The sequence below is a fragment of the Pseudomonas sp. Q12-87 genome (genome assembly GCF_001269755.1).
GTDB classification, from domain to species: Bacteria; Pseudomonadota; Gammaproteobacteria; order Pseudomonadales; family Pseudomonadaceae; genus Aquipseudomonas; species Aquipseudomonas fluorescens_S.
On record NZ_LHVI01000033.1, the window covers coordinates 123,145 to 142,563 of the forward strand.

A 19,419-nucleotide genomic window follows, 5' to 3' on the forward strand; every position below is an offset into this window, starting at 1 on the left:
TCCACTCCAACCTGATCAAGGAAGCCCCCATGTCCAAGCAAGCGCTCATCGTAGTCGATATCCAGAACGACTACTTCCCTAACGGAAAATGGCCACTGGTCGGTGCCGAAACCGCCGCCGACAACGCTGCGAAGCTGATCGAAGCCTTTCGGCAGGCCGGGGATCACGTGGTGCATATCCGCCACGAATTCACATCCGATTCCGCGCCATTCTTCACACCGGGTTCCGAAGGCGCCAAGTTGCATCCCAAGGTGCTCAACCGCGCCGAAGAACCGGTGGTGCTCAAACATTTCGTCAATTCGTTTCGCGAGACCGAGCTGCAAGCCATCCTCGACCAGCACGGCATCGAGCAATTGGTAATCGTCGGCAGCATGAGCCACATGTGCGTCGATGGCGTCACCCGGGCCGCAGCTGACCTGGGCTATAGCGTCACGGTCATTCATGACGCCTGCGCCACCCTCGATCTGGAATTCAACGGTGTCGTTGTCCCGGCCGCCCAGGTGCACGCGGCGTTCATGGCGGCGCTGGGGTTTGCTTATGCGAGTGTGGTGAGCACGGAGGCGTTTTTGGCTGGCACTCTATAAATACCCGGAAAATCCAATAAACCGCGCTTCGTCGCCGAAGTGCGGTTTTGTCTCAAGCAATAGCGGTGTGCCTGGAAGCGATCAAATCTCCAGTATTGGCAACAACCTCGGCATGGTCGCTACGAACCCCATCTGCTGCGCTCCGCGCACAAGCCCTTTCAATTTCTCGCCGCTCGCCTGGTCAGCGTCCCGCAGCCACTGCCCCGCCACACCGATCAACCGCACATGATGATAGATCCAGGCACACGAGGCCGACTCGGGCAATGCCGCCATTTGCTGGCCATGCCAGATCGCCTGTTCGATATTGCCCGCCAACAAGCAGGTTTCAGCGGCGGCCACGCGAAAGCGCAAGGCATTGTGGGCCAGACAGGCTTGAGCGAGCTGGGCTTCGCCCTTCGACAAGGCCTGCTGGCTGAGCTGCTCGTCTTCGCTGATCATCGCCAGGCTGCCGTAGACCCAGGGTCCGATGTAACGCTGAATCTCGAAGCGTTCCACCAGGCTCACCGCTTCCATGATCAATGTCTGTGCCAGCCCACGCTCGCCCTGGCGCAACGCCACCCGCGCCAACCCTTCCAGCAGGATCGCCTCGAAACGGTTGGCGCCAAGGCTGCGCGCCAGCACCAGGGCGCAGCTCAGCTCTTGCTCTGCCAACGAATCCTGGCCGCCCGCCACCAGTACCCAGGCCGCAGTCAATCGCGAAAATATCTGCGCTCGATGATTGCCCTGCCGGGCGCTGTGTTCGATGGCCTCCATGGCATCACGCAAGGCTGGTTCCGGCTGGCCCAAGTAGAATCGCGCCGATCCCCGGGCACTGCGATTGCCCGCTTCCACGAGTGCCAGCCCATTGCGCTCGCACAGGCGCACGCACTGGTCGAAGACTTCATAGGCGGTCTGCATGCGTCCTTGCGCGTAGTAGGAATCGCCAATGCCACTCAAGGCCTTGGCCTCGGTCTCCAGATCTCGGCCGATGCGGGCGAAGGACAAGGCCTGTTCATGAAGCCGGCGACATTCGACGTAATCGCCCCGTGGAAAGTAGATGTTTCCACGCAAGTGGTTCAACCGGGCCAATGCTGTATGGGCCTGCATGGCCCGGGCGATGGGCAGCATGTCCTCGATCAGGCGCTCCTCCTCGTCCAGGCAATCGAGGGTATTGAGGGCTGCCGCCAGCCCCAGCGCGGAGTCGATCTGATCCTGCGGCTGGTTGGCCAATCTCAATGCCCGCTGAAAATGCGCCCGGGCATCCACGGTCTGGCCCAGGCCCGAACATGCCTGGCCGCACAACAACGCGAAGGTAAAATCGTTCTGCGCGCGTTCGGCAAACACCGAACATTGCCGCGCCAGCGCAAGAACGCTGTCGTACTGGCAGGCCAGCCGTTTTTCGCCCATGGCGACCAACAGCGCATCGAACGCCGCCGGATCGCTGGCCCGTAACAGATGCTGGGCATAAAGCATGCGGTCGCGCGTGCGGTAGAGATTCGCCACCTCACCGTGCAACTGCTCGCGGAGCAACGTTGGCATTGCATCGTAGAGGCAGTGCATGACCAGATCGTGGACAAACAGAAAGCTGCCTGGCTCGACCTCCCGCAGCAGGCCCAGGCGCATGTCCGCCGTTGGCAGATAAGCGGGCTGCCCCAGCGCTTGGCGCCACAGCGTCAGTTCGAAGCGACTCCCCAGCACGGCGGCGTAATGCAGGGCGCGACGCTGCTCGGCGGCCAGTTTGTCAACGCGGGTCTGGACCAGATGTCGCAGGCTGTCGGGGAAAACACCCTGCGGGCTCGACAGCAGTTGCGTCAGATACAGCGGATTGCCTTGGGCACGAGCGACGCATTCAGACCGGTAGCGCGGATCGACTTCGGTGAATTGCTCCGCCAGGACCGTGGCCTCCCGCACCCGGATCGGCGCAATGTCGAGCAGACTCATCGGGCGGGAAGAATGCGCACGGATTTCGCCCTCCAGCGGGTCACCTTCGGGACGGGACGTCAGCAGCCAGACGACCGGCGCTTCGTCAGTGGCATCGAGCAGCCTGCCGAGCAACGTAAACAGCGTGGCATCGCCCCAATGCAGGTCTTCGAGGCAGATCAACAAAGGCTGCTGCACCGCAATGCGCAGCAACACGTCGAGCAAGGCCTGGAAAAGCCCTTGGGTACGGGCCTGGTTGCTCATCTCGCCATAAAGGATGGGGGGGTCGATAGACGCCACGCCCGCCAGCACTTGCAAGAACATTCGATGCTCGGCAGCCACTTTCAGGAGAGACATCGCGGCGTCCAACTGCGACACGCTAACGGGCGACGCTTCACCCAGCGCGAGCAGACTGGTCACCAGTTGTCCCAAGGGCCAGAGACTGTTGTCCATGCCGAAATCCAGCACATCGCCGCGATGGCAGGCAAAGCCACGCTGCCGGGCCATTTCAGAAAACTCGCTGACCAGCCGGGTCTTACCGATGCCCGCCGTGCCACGCAAATAAACGATGTGTCCGTCCTGGCACTCCTGGGTGGCCTCGATCACCGCCTTGAACTGCAGTAGCTCGATAGCCCGCCCCACCAACGGACGTGATGCATTTTCATCAAGGCTGCGCGGACGCAGGCATTTGCGATAGGCCTGAAACTCATCATCGGTAGAGGAAAATTCAAACCGTGCAGTGAGCTGTTCCAGCAGGTTCTGCGCAACATACACCGGCGCATGCCCATGACGATCCAGCAGTGACTTTTGCGCAAACAAGACAGGCTCGGCCTCCTGCCCCGTGGTTTCGACACTCAGTCGCACAAGCCGCAGCAACAAGGCATGCCCGGGCGCTACGAACTGTTCCCGACTCAGCGCCAGCGCACAAAGCAGCCCCCGCTCACTATCGCTGCGATACGCCTGTGGAGAACCGAACTGGGCGATCACCACATCCTGGGTCAACCCCACTGGCACTCCGCCGAACTGACGCACCAGTCGCTCGATTTCATCCAAGAACGCCTTGGCTGGCAGCCCATCGATCCGAAAGGACAGCTCAAGCACGTAGCGGATGACGCTGTCATCGACCTGTTTGCGCGCCTGTTGCACAAAAGCCGTCTGGTGCAGCTCGCTCATCGTTTGTTGGATATGCACCAAAGCCGCCGAGGCGGGATCGCCCAACAGCGCACTCACATCGACCCCGAAGGCCGTCGCCAGGTGCCGAGCGGTACGGTAAAGCACCGGCTTGCCGGTTTCGGCGCGCTTGATGGAGGCGATCGAGACGCATAAATGCCGGTTCAGGCAGGCTTCTGCCAGGGTTTCCTGGCTCAGGCCATGCTGTTTACGCAGCCCTTTCAACGACACAGCGTCCAGCAGAACACGACCGTCGGATATCGAGGCATCGCGCTTGGGCAGGACCGCAAAGGTGTTGTGTCGCAAGTCCATGGCGATAGCCCTTCCATCCTGGGACGACGGCAGCCGATCGAGTGTACTCCTGCGGCTCTCTCCGGGTTACTGAAAGATGGCATTTGGCCTGATACCAAACTGATACCGGACTGACACCGCTCTGGACTGTCCGGTTATCACGAGCCTCCAGATACTCAATCCCATCAATTGGCACCCAATTGATACAACCTGAGTATGGGAGAAAGGCGATGAGCGATGGACTGATGGGCAACTCGAGCAACGACCCGCGAGACATCGGCGGCTCGCAACTACTGGGGCGAGGGCTGAATCGGCTCGATTGGGCCCATGAAAGCAAGGAATGCCAAAAGGTCGGTGATACCGAGTCGGGCAAACGGGCCGTGGCGTACAAACAGACGTCTTATAACGTGGGCAAGAACGTCACCATGAGCACCGTGGTCGCCCAGGACAACTTCGTGACGGAGACGTTTACCTCCCGCGACGAGTACGAACGTCACACCCAGTCGAGTGTCGAGGCGGCCGGCAAGTACGGTGCCTTTTCCGCCGGTTTCAAGGTCACCTTCGGCAGCGACATCAAAACCTTCGAAGAACGTGAGGCAGCGCTGTACAGCCACACAGCACGGTTGTGGAAACTGACTCTAGCGGTCAACCCAGAGAATGCCACCGACACCTTCAAGGCACGCATTACTGATCTGCCCAAAACCTTTGAGGCAAGCGCTCCGAAGCCATTCTTCGATTTCTTCGTTGATTTCGGTGTCGATATTGTCAGCGAGGTGACCGTCGGTGGCTCGCTGAACTATGCAATGACTGCACTCAAGACCTACCTCAGCCAGACCAACACCCTCGATGCGATGGTCAAGGCTGAGTACGGCGCATTCGTCAGCGGCAGCGCATCGACCTCGATTTCGGAAACGGTCAAGAAAAACCTGGCCCATCGCAACGCGAACCTGACCACCCAGGGCGGTGCGCATTCGATCCGTTTCAATGGGGTTGACCCTAGCAACTGCAACGCAGATTTCGCCAAATGGCGTGAGTCGCTGGCCGATGATCCCAAGGTCGTGGAGTTGAAACTTTCACCGGTCTACCTCTTCGCCAAGGGCGGCGAGACGCGTACGGCGCTGGAGCAGGCCTACCAGTGGTACACCAGCTATAAGGCGGAAATCGACGCGAACTGGCAGGAGTCGGTGATCGTTCTAGGCCGCTCCGACCAACTCATGACCTCCGTCGCCACGGCGACCGGCCCCGCCCTGCGGATGGTATTCGTCAATAACAAGAGCAAGGAAACCAGCGAAACGTTTCACACCCCACCGGCAACAACTGCATCCACCGAGGACTTTGAAAAGTTCTGGGATGCGCTGGCTCTGATGCTGAAACAGAAAACCGGACACAAATTGTTGATGGCCACTGAACGCTGGCCCCGCGACAACCGCTACTACCCGACACGTGCCATGCGTGAGGCCCTGCGGCTCAACGGTGCCAGCGACCAGGCGCTCAAGCGCTGGGAGTCCCTGACCAAGCACATGCAGCCTAACCCTTTGGCCGGCCTCACTTACGTGTTGGCGGGGAATAACCTGGAAGTGCCGGGCGTCGACGGGCTCATCGCCGGTTTCGGCCAGGCGGGCAAGGACCTCAACCCGACGGTGAGAGTCAAGGCGCGCCTTTCCCATGACTCCTTCGGCAACGTCAAGCTGGTGCAAACGGAGAAGACCGATGAAGACCCCTGCACCGTGCTGTACATCGTGCGCAACAACACCGACACCAAACCGGCGCTGGCCTGCGACCCGCAGAACAAGACCCGCATTGCCATGCAAACGCCAGACAGGCACAACCCGGGGCAATTCTGGTACATCCCCGAACTGGAAAAACCTTATCCGGAAATCAACCATCCGGTCCTGTTGATCAATTATGAGACCGGAACGTGTCTGCAAGGCATGCACGACCGGAGCGACTGCCGTCTCAAGCCCATTGAACCGGGTCGCCAGCAAGACGACGTGATCTGGGACCGGCGCGGCGATGAGGTGTTCCATCTGTTGATGGTCTACTACTGGATGGACGCCTTGTGCCTGACCCAGGTGGAAAAGCGCGCCGCAGTCCGGCCTTGGCGCGAACCGCACGGCATGGATTGGTTGCGCGAGCAGCATCGTCCGTACAGTTGATACCCAATAGCTACATCCCTGTGGGAGCGAGCTTGCTCCCGCAGGTTCGTTGGGCGATTGAACACCCTCCCTTTAGCCCTCTTGCGTGCGTGGTCCCATACGATGCAAGTCTTCAACAGCGTTCCCTTTATCGGCGACGGCGTGGAAACAGCGCTCGATCCCCGTCGATTCCCCTACCTATTCAACGACCATGGCTTGGCGCAGCCGAGTGCCCAAGTGCGCGGCAACCTGATTCCGCTCAGCCCCGAGAACCCGGCCCTGTCCCTGGGCACTCGCTACACCGGCATCAGTTGGAGCGACCGTGAGGTTCCCACGAGCGCCGGCCCCTACTGGATCAAGACGTTCGATTTCCACGCCGGCGAAGTGCATTACGCACCGATCCGGGCAACCAAGGAAACGGCGCAAGCCTTCGGCATGACTCTGCTCGGCAACGGCGAATGCCTGCGTTTCGAGTATGACCAGTTGATCCTCGGCCAATATACCTACGGCAAATGGGCAGGCCATCAATCGCCCTACCTGGGCCCTGCGCACCAACGCGAGTTGCTGACCTACAACCCGACCGACCTTGAATACCACAACTTTCCCCACGCGTTTTTTTCCCGCTACGGGCGCTTGCCGCTGGTAATCAGCGTCGCCCGCTGGCGGCCTGGGTCGAGGGAGATTTATCTGGCTGACCTGTGGGTCCAGCCGGGCGATGCATTGGTCTTGCCGCCCAAGCATTACCCCGACATTGCCCCCAGTGACGCCCACGGCATCGAAAACTGGCCGGTCGTCGTGGACATGCATGGCAACCGAAACTCGGCGCTGGCCTGCTGGTTCGGGGAAGGTGAGGACTGCTTGCTGACGGAGACGATCCTGGCCAATTCGACCTTGATGGCCTCTCCGCAAGGCAAACCGCACTACCACGAGGAGACGACGCCGACGCGGCATGAAATACTAGCCAATTATCGGCCGTGAGGCGACTGCACGGCAGGCAGGCAGGCACGAAAAATCTGGATGATGTAGCCCAGGAAGAACCGCTGGACCGGGTCTGTGCCAAAAAAAAACCCAAGCGCAAGACGCTTGGGTTTTTAGAGAGACTAGCTGAGGCAGGTATCAGAACGGAATATCGTCATCAAAGCTGTCGAAATCCGGAGCCGGTTGCGGCGCGGCCTGCTGCGGAGCTGGGCGTTCGCGTTGTGGCTGTGGAGCCGACGACTGCTGCGGACGTGGCGCCTGCTGGCGTGGAGCCGACTGCTGGTAGTTGTTGCCACCTTGCTGCTGGTCACCCTGTGGACGGCCGCCCAGCAGTTGCATGGTGCCTTGCATGTCGACCACGATTTCAGTGGTGTAGCGCTTGATGCCGTCTTTTTCCCATTCGCGGGTCTGCAGTTTGCCCTCGATGTACACCTGCGAACCCTTGCGCAGGTATTCGCCAGCGATCTCGGCCACCTTGCCGAACATCGACACGCGGTGCCATTCGGTCTTCTCGACCTTCTGGCCGGTCTGCTTGTCGGTCCACTGTTCGCTGGTCGCCAGACTCAGGTTGGTCACGGCGTTGCCGTTCGGCAGGTAGCGAACTTCGGGATCCTGGCCGCAAGTACCGACCAATATGACTTTGTTAACCCCACGGGCCATAACGTTCTCCTAGGCTTCGCACGCGTTCGGGGCCGGGTTGTTCACCAGGCGCTCAAGCGTCGCACGATCCAATAATTCGGTGTCCAGTTTGATATATACGGCCGCCTCGTCGGCGACCACCACTGCATCGGTTACTCCAACGACGGCCTTCAGGCGCTCGGTCAGGCCAGCCTCACGAATCGCCTCGGGCGATAAGGGCAAGCGCAGGCTCGTCACATAGGGAGGTTCGCGCATGGTAACAGCAAAGAGCAGCCAAAGTGCAGCCAGCGCGGCGCAACCCAGGAACACAACCGACAAACCGCCATGCTGGAACAGCCAACCGCCGAGGATCCCGCCCAACGCCGAGCCCAGGAATTGGCTGGTGGAATAAACCCCCATTGCCGTGCCCTTGCCGCCCGCCGGAGAAACCTTGCTGATCAGCGACGGCAGCGATGCCTCCAGGAGATTGAACGCGGTGAAGAACACCACCGTGCCGATCACCAAGGCTCGCAAGCTATCGCCGAACTGCCAGAAGAATAGCTCAGTGAGCATCAGCGTCACGACGGCGCCGAGCAAAACTCGTTTCATTTTGCGTCGTTTCTCGCCATAGATGATGAACGGGATCATCGCGAAAAACGAAATCAGCAATGCGGTCAGATAGACCCACCAGTGCTGTTCCTTGGGCAGGCCGGCCTTCTCCACCAGCGCCAGCGGCAAGGCCACGAAGCTGGACATCAGCATGGCGTGGAGCACGAAAATGCCCAGGTCCAGGCGCAACAGGTCCGGGTGCTTGAGCGTCGGGATCAGCGCCTGGCGAGCCACCCCGGATTCACGGTGCTGCAACGGCCCGGTGGAGCGCGGCACCATGAATGCGACGATCAGGATGCCTACGAGCGCCATCGCACCCGTCGCCAAGAACAATCCTGACAAGCCAAAGGCACGGGTCAGCAGCGGTCCTACGACCATGGCGACAGCGAACGACAGACCGATCGTCATGCCGATCATGGCCATGGCCTTGGTCCGATGCTGTTCGCGGGTCAGGTCCGACAGCAACGCCATGACCGCTGCGGAAATAGCGCCCGCGCCTTGCAGGACGCGTCCGGCGATCACGCCCCAGATCGAGTCGGCATTGGCCGCCAGCATGCTGCCCAGGGCGAAGACGATCAGCCCCAGGTAAATCACGGGACGCCGCCCGATACGGTCGGAAATGACCCCGAACGGAATCTGGAAAATCGCCTGGGTCAGGCCATAGGCGCCAATCGCCAGCCCGATCAGGGCCGGGGTCGCACCCGCCAGGTCCATGCCATAGGTCGCCAGCACCGGCAACACCATGAACATGCCCAGCATACGGAAGGCGAACACCAGGGCCAGACCGCTTGCCGCGCGTGTCTCGCCACTACTCATGCGTTCGCTGTGGGGATCGTGCATGGAAAAACCTCATGTGAACCGGCGGCGATTCTACCAGTCCCATCGATTGAGGGGGTATATGGCGACCGTTTGCCGCGCAGTCTTCATGTATGGCTGCAATCGCACCTTCAATAGTGTGCATCCATCCAGTATTTGCCCGTATACTCCTACGTTTTCGACGCCCGCCGAGCGAGGCCACTTTGGACAAGATCCTGATTCGTGGGGCCCGTACCCACAACCTGAAGAACATCGACCTGACCCTGCCACGGGACAAACTGATCGTCATCACCGGCCTGTCCGGATCCGGCAAATCATCGCTGGCTTTCGACACCTTGTACGCCGAAGGCCAGCGACGCTATGTCGAGTCGCTGTCGGCCTACGCCCGGCAGTTCCTGTCGATGATGGAAAAACCCGACGTCGACACCATCGAAGGCCTGTCGCCGGCGATCTCTATCGAACAGAAGTCCACGTCCCACAACCCACGGTCGACGGTCGGCACCATCACCGAGATCTACGACTACCTGCGTCTGCTGTATGCGCGAGTCGGCATCCCTCGTTGCCCCGATCACGACATCCCCCTGGAAGCCCAGACCGTCAGCCAGATGGTCGACCTGGTGCTGGCCCAGCCGGAAGGCAGCAAGCTGATGTTGCTGGCGCCGGTGATTCGCGAGCGCAAGGGCGAGCACCTGATGGTTTTCGAGGAGCTGCGCGCCCAAGGCTTCGTCCGGGCCCGGGTCAACGGCAAGCTCTGCGAGCTGGACGAACTGCCGAAGCTGGACAAACAGAAGAAGCATTCGATCGATGTGGTGGTCGACCGTTTCAAGGTTCGCGCCGACCTGCAGCAGCGACTGGCCGAGTCCTTCGAGACGGCGCTGAAACTGGCCGACGGCATCGCCCTGGTGGCGCCGATGGACGACGAACCTGGCGAAGAGATCATCTTCTCCGCGCGCTTCGCCTGCCCGATCTGCGGCCACGCCATCAGCGAACTCGAACCCAAGCTGTTCTCCTTCAACAACCCGGCCGGCGCCTGCCCGACCTGCGATGGCCTGGGGGTCAAGCAGTTCTTCGACACCAAGCGCCTGGTGAACGGGGAACTCACCCTGGCCGAAGGCGCGATTCGCGGCTGGGACAGGCGCAACGTCTATTACTTCCAGATGCTTGGCTCCCTGGCAGCCCACTACAAGTTCAGCCTGGACAAGCCGTTCAACGAGTTGCCCGCCGACCAGCAGAAGTCCATCCTGCATGGCAGCGGCTCGCAGAATGTCGACTTCAAATACCTGAACGACCGCGGCGATATCGTCAAGCGCTCCCACCCGTTCGAAGGCATCGTGCCGAACCTGGAACGGCGTTACCGTGAGACCGAATCTGCCAGCGTGCGCGAAGAATTGGCCAAGTTCCTCAGCACCCAGCCTTGCCCCGATTGCCGTGGCACGCGCTTGCGTCGCGAGGCGCGGCACGTATGGGTCGGTGAGAAAACCCTGCCGGCGGTGACCAACCTGCCGATCGGCGATGCCACCGATTATTTCGGCGGACTGAAGCTCACCGGTCGTCGTGGCGAAATTGCCGACAAGATCCTCAAGGAAATCCGCGAGCGCCTGCAGTTCCTGGTGAATGTCGGCCTGGATTACCTGACCCTCGACCGCAGCGCAGACACCCTGTCCGGCGGCGAAGCCCAGCGTATCCGCCTGGCCAGCCAGATCGGCGCCGGCCTGGTGGGCGTGATGTACATCCTCGACGAGCCGTCCATCGGCCTGCACCAGCGCGACAACGATCGGCTGCTCGGAACCCTGAAGCACCTGCGGGACATCGGCAACACGGTGATCGTGGTCGAGCACGACGAAGACGCGATTCGCCTGGCAGATTACGTGGTGGACATCGGCCCGGGCGCGGGCGTGCACGGCGGGCATATCGTTGCCCAAGGCACCGCCGCCGAAGTCATGGCCCACCCTGACTCCCTGACCGGCAAATACTTGTCGGGCCGGGTGAAAATCAAGGTTCCGGCCAAGCGCACACCGCGCAACAAGAAATTATCCCTGACCCTCAAGGGTGCCCGCGGCAACAACCTGCGCAACGTCGACCTGGAAATCCCCATCGGCCTGCTGACCTGCGTCACCGGCGTATCCGGCTCCGGCAAGTCGACGCTGATCAACAACACCTTGTTCCCCCTCAGCGCCACGGCCCTGAACGGTGCCACGACCCTGGAAGCTGCCGCCCACGACAGCATCAAGGGCCTGGAGCACCTGGACAAGGTCGTTGACATCGACCAGAGCCCGATCGGCCGCACACCGCGCTCCAACCCGGCGACCTACACCGGTTTGTTCACGCCGATCCGCGAATTGTTCGCCGGCGTGCCGGAGTCTCGCTCCCGGGGTTACGGCCCGGGGCGGTTCTCCTTCAACGTCAAGGGCGGGCGCTGCGAGGCCTGCCAGGGCGACGGCCTGATCAAGGTGGAAATGCACTTCCTGCCGGACATTTATGTGCCCTGCGACGTGTGCAAGAGCAAGCGTTACAACCGCGAAACCCTGGAGATCAAGTACAAGGGCAAGAACATCCATGAGACCCTCGAGATGACCATCGAGGAAGCCCGGGTGTTCTTCGACGCGGTGCCGGCACTGGCGCGCAAGCTCCAGACGCTCATGGATGTGGGTTTGTCGTATATCAAGCTCGGGCAGTCGGCGACGACCTTGTCCGGCGGTGAAGCCCAGCGGGTCAAATTGTCCCGCGAGCTGTCCAAGCGCGACACCGGCAAGACCCTGTACATCCTCGACGAGCCGACCACGGGCCTCCATTTCGCCGATATCCAGCAATTGCTCGACGTGCTGCATCGCCTGCGCGACCACGGCAACACCGTGGTAGTGATCGAGCACAACCTGGACGTCATCAAGACCGCTGACTGGCTGGTGGACCTGGGACCGGAAGGCGGGTCCAAAGGGGGCCAGATCATCGCCGTAGGGACGCCTGAGCAAGTGGCCGACATGAAGCAGTCCTACACCGGTCATTACCTCAAGCCATTGCTGGAGCGTGATCGGGACTGATTCCACCTGCACATAAAAAAGCCCCTGCCATCTCATCAATGGCAGGGGCTTTTTTTGTTTTGTGGTCGCAGGTCAGAACTGCGATTGCAGGTAATTCTCCAAGCCGATCAGTTTGATCAGACCTAGTTGCTTCTCCAGCCAGTAGGTGTGGTCTTCTTCGGTGTCGTTGAGCTGGATGCGCAATATCTCGCGAGTCACGTAGTCGTTATGCTGCTCGCAGAGCTCGATGCCTTTGCACAGCGCCGCGCGGACTTTGTACTCCAGGCGCAAATCGGCGGCGAGCATGTCAGGGACCGTGGTGCCGACGTCCAAATCGTCCGGACGCATGCGCGGTGTGCCTTCGAGCATCAGAATCCGACGCATCAGTGCATCGGCATGCTGCGCCTCTTCTTCCATTTCATGGTTGATTCGCTCGTAGAGCTCGGTGAAACCCCAGTCCTCATACATCCGCGAATGGATGAAATATTGATCACGGGCCGCCAGCTCGCCGGTCAGCAACGTGTTGAGGTAATCGATTACGTCTGGGTGGCCTTGCATCGCCCTGCACCTTCACAAGCTTTCAAAGGTTGTAGTTTGAACCATGAAGCCCGCAAGGTCACTCGCCCATCGCAACAAAAGCGAAGAAAATCAGAGAAAACCAGCCTAAATAACGCAAAAACCGCCCTAATGAGGGCGGTTCTGCTTCTCGTTTAGACTTAGTTAAGCTGTACGCCCAACGCCTTTGCAATGCCTTCCCCATACGCGGCGTCTGCCTTGAAGAAGTGCTGCAATTGACGGTCGACGACATCCGGCGATACACCGCCCATCGCACCGGCAATGTTGCTGATCAACAGCGCCTTCTGCTCATCGTTCATCAAACGGAAGAGCGCACCGGCGTGACTGTAATAATCGGTGTCTTCGCGATGATCGTAACGATCCGCCGCGCCACTGAGGGCCAACGCCGGCTCGGCATAACGTGGAGCCTGTTTCGGTGCTTCCACGTAACTGTTGGGCTCATAGTTCGGCGCAGCGCCACCATTGCTGCCGAACGCCATGGCTCCGTCACGCTGGTAGGAGTTGACCGGGCTAAGCGGCGCATTCACCGGCAACTTCTGGTGATTGGTGCCAACACGGTAGCGATGCGCATCGGCGTAGGCGAATACGCGACCCTGTAGCATACGGTCTGGAGAGAGGCCGACGCCGGGAACCATATTGCTCGGTCCGAAGGCTGCCTGCTCGACTTCAGCAAAGTAGTTCAGCGGGTTACGGTTGAGCTCGAGCTCGCCCACTTCGATCAACGGAAACTCTTTCTGCGACCAGGTCTTGGTTACGTCGAAGGGGTTTTCGTAATGCGCAGCAGCCTGGGCCTCGGTCATGATCTGGATGCAGACGCTCCATTTCGGAAAGTCACCGCCCTCAATGGCATTGAACAGATCCCGTTGGGCGTAATCCGGATCGGTACCCGCCAGCCGTGCAGCCTCGGCCGGTGCAAGATTCTTGATCCCTTGCTTGGTCTTGTAGTGCCACTTCACCCAGTGACGCTCACCCTGGGCATTGATCAGACTGTAGGTATGGCTGCCGAAACCGTGCATATGACGGTAGCCGTCAGGAATACCACGGTCAGAGAACAGGATGGTGATCTGGTGCAGCGCCTCGGGCGAGTGCGACCAGAAATCCCACATCATCTGGGCGCTCTTCAGATTGCTTTGAGGCAGACGCTTCTGGGTGTGGATGAAATCCGGAAATTTCAGCGGGTCGCGAATGAAGAATACAGGGGTGTTGTTGCCAACAATGTCCCAGTTGCCTTCTTCGGTGTAGAACTTCAAGGCGAAACCGCGCGGATCACGCTCAGTGTCTGCAGAACCACGCTCGCCACCCACGGTAGAGAACCGCAGAAAGGTTGGCGTCTGCTTGCCGACCGACTCGAACAGCTTGGCACTGGTGAATCGGGTAATGTCTTGGGTTACGGTGAATGTGCCGTAGGCACCCGACCCTTTGGCGTGCACGCGACGTTCAGGAATGTTTTCGCGGTTGAAGTGAGCCAGCTTCTCGATCAGATGAAAATCGTCGAGCAAAAGCGGCCCCCGCGGGCCAGCGGAGCGAGAGTTCTGGTTATCGGCGACTGGAGCGCCGCTGGCGGTCGTAAGCGTTTTGGTCTGGCTCATGCTCAATCTTCCTGGGTCGGGTCTTCGAACTGCCGGCTAATCGGCTGGAAAGGAGTATTGACCATGTTAGTGACAGTATCCAAATTCATTAAATCATGGACATCGATAGTCATTATCTAACGCTTAGGACTTGCCCATAGCGGAGCCAGCCGAAACGCCTTTTCCGCTTTTCTATCGGGCACAAAAAACCGGGCACATGGCCCGGTTCTTTGTATGTTGCCGACTTACTCAGCGGATACAGCTTCACCGCTGGTAGCACGATCAACCAACTCGACGTACGCCATAGGCGCGTTGTCGCCAGCACGGAAACCGCACTTGAGGATGCGCAGGTAGCCACCCTCACGGGTAGCGTAACGCTTGCCCAGGTCGTTGAAGAGCTTACCAACGATAGCTTTCGAACGAGTACGGTCGAAAGCCAGACGGCGGTTAGCCAGGCTATCTGTCTTGGCCAGAGTGATCAGCGGCTCAGCAACGCGGCGCAGTTCTTTGGCTTTCGGCAGTGTAGTTTTGATCAGCTCGTGCTCGAACAGCGACACCGCCATGTTTTGGAACATGGCCTTGCGGTGCGAGCTGGTGCGGCTCAGGTGACGACCACTTTTACGATGACGCATGGTTCATTCCTTACCAAACACAACGTTCGGTGATTACGACGATCAGGCAGTCGCCTTGTCGTCCTTCTTAAGACTTGCAGGCGGCCAGTTGTCGAGGCGCATGCCGAGGGACAGACCGCGGGAGGCCAGAACGTCCTTGATTTCAGTCAAGGATTTCTTGCCAAGGTTCGGAGTCTTCAACAGCTCTACTTCGGTGCGCTGGATCAGGTCACCAATGTAGTAGATGTTTTCCGCCTTAAGGCAGTTAGCCGAACGTACAGTCAGTTCCAGATCGTCAACCGGGCGAAGCAGGATCGGATCGATCTCGTCTTCCTGCTCAACAACCACTGGCTCACTGTCACCTTTGAGGTCGACGAACGCAGCCAACTGCTGTTGCAGGATGGTTGCAGCGCGGCGGATAGCCTCTTCAGGATCCAGGGTACCGTTGGTTTCCAGATCAATAACCAGCTTGTCCAGGTTGGTACGCTGCTCGACACGGGCGTTTTCCACCACGTATGCGATACGGCGAACCGGGCTGAACGAAGAGTCAAGCTGCAAGCGACCGATGCTGCGGCTTTCGTCTTCATCGCTCTGACGCGAGTCTGCCGGTTCATAACCACGACCACGAGCTACGGTGAGCTTCATGTTCAGGGCGCCGTTAGACGCCAGGTTAGCGATTACGTGATCGGGGTTAACGATCTCGACATCATGATCCAGCTGAATATCGGCAGCGGTAACCACCCCCGAACCCTTCTTCGACAAGGTCAGCGTAACTTCGTCACGACCGTGCAGCTTGATAGCCAGGCCTTTAAGGTTCAACAGGATTTCAATTACGTCTTCCTGTACACCTTCGATGGCGCTGTACTCATGGAGCACACCGTCAATCTCGGCCTCGACTACTGCACAGCCGGGCATTGAGGACAACAAGATGCGGCGCAGCGCGTTGCCCAGGGTGTGGCCGAAACCACGCTCGAGAGGCTCGAGTGTGATCTTGGCGCGGGTTGGACTGACAACCTGCACATCAATATGGCGGGGTGTCAGGAACTCATTTACCGAAATCTGCATGGATGCACCTATTTTCTAGCCCTTACTTGGAGTAGAGCTCGACAATCAGGCTTTCGTTGATGTCGGCGGACAGATCACTGCGAGCAGGAACGTTCTTGAAAACGCCCGACTTCTTCTCAGTGTCTACTTCTACCCATTCTACGCGGCCACGTTGGGCACACAGATCGAGAGCTTGGACAATGCGAAGTTGGTTCTTTGCTTTCTCGCGAACAGCAACCACGTCACCAGCACGAACCTGGTAGGACGGAACGTTTACGGTTTGACCGTTAACGCTGATCGACTTGTGCGATACCAGCTGACGGGATTCGGCACGAGTAGAACCGAAACCCATACGGTATACAACGTTGTCCAGACGGCATTCGAGCAGCTGCAACAGGTTTTCGCCAGTTGCGCCTTTCTTGCCAGCAGCTTCTTTGTAGTAGCCGCTGAATTGACGCTCGAGAACGCCGTAGATACGACGGACCTTCTGCTTTTCACGCAGTTGGGTGCCGTAGTCGGACTGGCGACCGCGGCGTTGGCCGTGGATACCAGGTGCTGCTTCAATGTTGCACTTCGATTCGATCGCGCGCACGCCGCTCTTCAGAAAAAGATCGGTGCCTTCGCGACGAGCGAGTTTGCATTTTGGACCAATGTAACGAGCCATTCTTTACAATCTCCTGGATTACACGCGGCGCTTCTTCGGCGGACGGCACCCGTTGTGCGGGATTGGCGTCACGTCGGTGATGCTGGCGATCTTGTAGCCACAGCCGTTCAAAGCGCGGACTGCGGATTCACGACCTGGACCTGGACCTTTGACGTTGACGTCGAGGTTTTTCAGGCCGTATTCCAGCGCAGCTTGACCAGCACGCTCAGCAGCTACTTGAGCAGCGAACGGGGTGGACTTGCGGGAACCGCGGAAACCCGAACCACCGGAGGTAGCCCAGGAAAGAGCGTTACCTTGACGGTCGGTAATGGTCACGATGGTGTTGTTAAAAGAAGCATGGATGTGGGCGATGCCATCAACCACTGTCTTTTTAACTTTTTTACGAGGACGAGCAGCAGGTTTTGCCATGATTAAATTCCTGTCGATTCGCTGGGGCGATTACTTGCGGATCGGCTTACGCGGACCTTTACGGGTACGCGCGTTGGTCTTGGTACGCTGACCGCGCACTGGAAGACCACGACGATGACGCAGACCGCGATAGCAACCGAGGTCCATCAAGCGCTTGATTTTCATGTTGATTTCGCGACGCAGGTCACCTTCAGTGGTGAACTTCGCCACTTCGCCACGCAGCTGTTCAATCTGCTCGTCGCTCAGATCTTTGATCTTTGCCGCTGGGTTGACCCCAGTCACTGCACAAATTTTCTGTGCAGTAGTGCGACCAACACCATAGATGTAGGTCAGCGAGATAACAGTATGCTTGTTATCTGGAATGTTGACGCCTGCAATACGGGCCATTCAGTGGGACTCCAATTGACAGCTACCTACGCCCCGGAAGCCAAGAAATAGGGCGCGAGATAATATCGCTGTAATAACAAATAATCAACCCGGCAGCGCACTAGCTGCCGGGCTTAAAGCACAATCACACTCAGCCTTGGCGCTGTTTGTGACGCGGTTCCGCGCTGCAAATTACCCGAACAACACCTTCGCGGCGAATAATCTTGCAGTTACGGCACAGCTTTTTCACCGATGCACGAACTTTCATCACCAACTCCTCGAACCTTATGGACGCTACTCAGCGCAACATGCCGCTGCCGTAGCCCTTCAGGTTGGCTTTCTTCATCAGGGATTCGTACTGGTGCGAAACGAGGTGCGATTGTACTTGGGACATGAAGTCCATCACAACCACGACCACGATCAGCAACGAGGTCCCGCCAAGGTAGAACGGTACGTTTGCCGCAACCACCAGGAACTGGGGCAACAGACAGACGGCCGTCATGTAAAGAGCACCGAACATGGTCAAGCGAGTCAGAACGCCATCAATGTAGCGCGCAGACTGCTCACCTGGACGGATGCCCGGAATAAAGGCACCGGACTTCTTCAGGTTTTCCGCTACGTCTTTCGGATTGAACATCAACGCCGTATAGAAGAAGCAGAAGAAAATAATCCCTGCACTAAACAGCAGAATATTCAACGGCTGACCAGGAGCGATCGACTGCGAGATGTCCTGCAACCAGCCCATACCTTCAGACTGGCCGAACCAGGCACCCAACGAAGCCGGGAACAGCAGGATGCTGCTCGCGAAAATAGCCGGAATAACGCCGGCCATGTTCACCTTCAACGGCAAGTGGCTGGTCTGCGCAGCAAATACCTTGCGGCCCTGCTGACGCTTGGCGTAGTGAACAGCGATACGCCGCTGACCACGCTCAATGAACACCACGAAACCGATAATCGCTACTGCCAGCAGACCGATGGCAACCAGGGCGAAAATGTTGATATCACCCTGACGCGCAGACTCGAAAGACTGCCCGATCGCTCTCGGAAGACCGGCGACGATACCTGCGAAGATCAACATCGAGATACCGTTGCCAACACCACGCTCAGTGATCTGCTCACCCAGCCACATCATGAACATCGCGCCCGCCACAAAAGTGGTTACCGCAACGAAATGAAAGCTGAAGTCAGCAGTGAACGAAACGCCCTGCCCCGCCAGGCCAATGGACATGCCAATGGCCTGAACGAGAGCGAGAACGACAGTGCCGTAGCGGGTGTACTGGCTGATCTTGCGACGGCCAGCTTCACCTTCCTTCTTCAACTGCTCCAGCTGCGGGCTGACGGCGCTCATCAGCTGCATGATGATCGATGCCGAAATGTACGGCATGATCCCCAGTGCAAAGATGCTCATCCGCTCCAGCGCGCCGCCGGAAAACATGTTGAACAAGCTAAGAATGGTCCCCTCATTCTGTCGAAACAGGTCCGCGAGTCGGTCCGGGTTGATACCTGGAACCGGGATGTGTGCGCCTATTCGGTAGACGATAATCGCCAAGAACAGAAAACGCAGACGAGCCCAGAGTTCAGACATACCGCCTTTGCCGAGCGCAGAGAGAGCACCTTGCTTAGCCATTTATTCCTCGAACTTGCCGCCAGCTGCTTCGATAGCCGCACGCGCACCTTTGGTGGCGCCGATTCCCTTTCCGATGGTGACAGCACGAGCAACTTCGCCCGACAGCATGATTTTCACACGCTGAACGTTCTGGTTGATCACGTTGGCATCCTTCAGGGACTGCACGGTGACGATGTCGCCATCCACTTTGGCCAACTCGGACAGACGCACTTCTGCGCGATCCATGGCTTTCAGGGACACGAAACCGAACTTCGGCAGGCGACGATGCAGCGGCTGTTGACCGCCTTCAAAGCCTGGAGCAATGGTGCCACCGGAGCGGGAGGTCTGACCTTTGTGGCCACGGCCACCGGTCTTGCCCAAACCACTACCGATACCACGGCCCGGACGATGCTTTTCGCGACGGGAACCCGGCGCTGGACTCAGATCATTGAGTTTCAT

Annotated in this window: 17 protein-coding genes; 4 read left to right on the forward strand and 13 right to left on the reverse strand. The window is 59.0% G+C overall.

Translation table 11 applies throughout. The features are described 5' to 3' along the window. Positions 1 to 29: 29 nt before the first annotated feature. Positions 30 to 584 carry a cysteine hydrolase family protein gene (locus AD663_RS24195; protein WP_003185990.1) on the forward strand — a complete coding sequence of 185 codons (555 nt, stop codon included), beginning with the start codon at positions 30 to 32 and terminating at the stop codon, positions 582 to 584. Positions 585 to 665: 81 nt separating this feature from the next. On the opposite strand, the gene AD663_RS24200 is transcribed toward AD663_RS24195, so the two are convergent. Then, positions 666 to 3,965: an AAA family ATPase gene (locus AD663_RS24200; protein WP_053214680.1), complete on the reverse strand. Its 3,300-nt coding sequence runs from the start codon at positions 3,963 to 3,965 to the stop codon at positions 666 to 668. 209 nt (positions 3,966 to 4,174) lie between these two features. On the opposite strand from AD663_RS24200, the gene AD663_RS24205 reads away from it, so the two are divergent. Both AD663_RS24205 and AD663_RS24210 read left to right on the forward strand, forming a co-directional pair. Further along, positions 4,175 to 6,100, forward strand: coding sequence for an MAC/perforin domain-containing protein (locus tag AD663_RS24205; RefSeq protein ID WP_053214681.1), 1,926 nt, complete (start codon positions 4,175 to 4,177; stop codon positions 6,098 to 6,100). 102 nt (positions 6,101 to 6,202) lie between these two features. Next, positions 6,203 to 7,057, forward strand: a complete 855-nt coding sequence (locus AD663_RS24210) for a hypothetical protein (RefSeq protein WP_053214682.1) — start codon at positions 6,203 to 6,205, stop codon at positions 7,055 to 7,057. A 138-nt stretch (positions 7,058 to 7,195) separates the two neighbouring features. On the opposite strand, the gene AD663_RS24215 is transcribed toward AD663_RS24210, so the two are convergent. Together AD663_RS24215 and AD663_RS24220 are read right to left on the reverse strand one after the other, a co-directional pair. Then, entirely contained in the window at positions 7,196 to 7,717 is a 522-nt protein-coding gene (locus tag AD663_RS24215; protein ID WP_003186000.1) for a single-stranded DNA-binding protein, read from the reverse strand. A 9-nt stretch (positions 7,718 to 7,726) separates the two neighbouring features. Then, on the reverse strand, positions 7,727 to 9,124 hold the full coding sequence (locus AD663_RS24220; RefSeq protein WP_003186002.1) for an MFS transporter: 1,398 nt from the start codon (positions 9,122 to 9,124) through the stop codon (positions 7,727 to 7,729). A gap of 179 nt (positions 9,125 to 9,303) precedes the next feature. Here AD663_RS24220 and uvrA point away from each other — a divergent pair, with 179 nt between their 5' ends. Further along, positions 9,304 to 12,138, forward strand: a complete 2,835-nt coding sequence (gene uvrA, locus AD663_RS24225) for an excinuclease ABC subunit UvrA (RefSeq protein ID WP_053214683.1) — start codon at positions 9,304 to 9,306, stop codon at positions 12,136 to 12,138. A gap of 72 nt (positions 12,139 to 12,210) precedes the next feature. Here uvrA and bfr read toward each other — a convergent pair whose 3' ends face one another. The 10 genes from bfr to rplO all read right to left on the reverse strand — a co-directional run bounded on the left by bfr (position 12,211) and on the right by rplO (position 19,419). Continuing rightward, positions 12,211 to 12,675: a bacterioferritin gene (bfr, locus tag AD663_RS24230; RefSeq protein ID WP_003186005.1), complete on the reverse strand. Its 465-nt coding sequence runs from the start codon at positions 12,673 to 12,675 to the stop codon at positions 12,211 to 12,213. Between the two features lie 158 nt (positions 12,676 to 12,833). Next, positions 12,834 to 14,282 carry a catalase gene (locus AD663_RS24235; RefSeq protein WP_053214684.1) on the reverse strand — a complete coding sequence of 483 codons (1,449 nt, stop codon included), beginning with the start codon at positions 14,280 to 14,282 and terminating at the stop codon, positions 12,834 to 12,836. A gap of 224 nt (positions 14,283 to 14,506) precedes the next feature. Then, complete coding sequence (gene rplQ / locus AD663_RS24240; protein ID WP_003186009.1) at positions 14,507 to 14,893, reverse strand: 50S ribosomal protein L17; 387 nt, start codon at positions 14,891 to 14,893, stop codon at positions 14,507 to 14,509. Between the two features lie 42 nt (positions 14,894 to 14,935). Further along, positions 14,936 to 15,937: a DNA-directed RNA polymerase subunit alpha gene (rpoA, locus tag AD663_RS24245; RefSeq protein WP_003186012.1), complete on the reverse strand. Its 1,002-nt coding sequence runs from the start codon at positions 15,935 to 15,937 to the stop codon at positions 14,936 to 14,938. A gap of 22 nt (positions 15,938 to 15,959) precedes the next feature. Continuing rightward, positions 15,960 to 16,580 carry a 30S ribosomal protein S4 gene (gene rpsD / locus AD663_RS24250; RefSeq protein ID WP_003176404.1) on the reverse strand — a complete coding sequence of 207 codons (621 nt, stop codon included), beginning with the start codon at positions 16,578 to 16,580 and terminating at the stop codon, positions 15,960 to 15,962. An 18-nt stretch (positions 16,581 to 16,598) separates the two neighbouring features. Then, positions 16,599 to 16,988, reverse strand: a complete 390-nt coding sequence (rpsK, locus tag AD663_RS24255) for a 30S ribosomal protein S11 (RefSeq protein WP_002555466.1) — start codon at positions 16,986 to 16,988, stop codon at positions 16,599 to 16,601. 30 nt (positions 16,989 to 17,018) lie between these two features. After that, positions 17,019 to 17,375 (reverse strand): 30S ribosomal protein S13, encoded by a 357-nt coding sequence (gene rpsM, locus AD663_RS24260; protein ID WP_003186020.1) that lies wholly within the window; start codon positions 17,373 to 17,375, stop codon positions 17,019 to 17,021. Between the two features lie 130 nt (positions 17,376 to 17,505). Beyond that, a complete protein-coding gene (gene rpmJ / locus AD663_RS28690) occupies positions 17,506 to 17,622 on the reverse strand; it encodes a 50S ribosomal protein L36 (RefSeq protein ID WP_002555468.1) in 117 nt (38 codons plus the stop codon). Between the two features lie 30 nt (positions 17,623 to 17,652). Beyond that, the gene (gene secY, locus AD663_RS24265; RefSeq protein ID WP_003186029.1) at positions 17,653 to 18,981 is read right to left on the reverse strand and encodes a preprotein translocase subunit SecY; all 1,329 of its coding nucleotides are present in this window, start codon (positions 18,979 to 18,981) and stop codon (positions 17,653 to 17,655) included. Continuing rightward, a complete protein-coding gene (gene rplO / locus AD663_RS24270; protein ID WP_003186032.1) occupies positions 18,982 to 19,419 on the reverse strand; it encodes a 50S ribosomal protein L15 in 438 nt (145 codons plus the stop codon).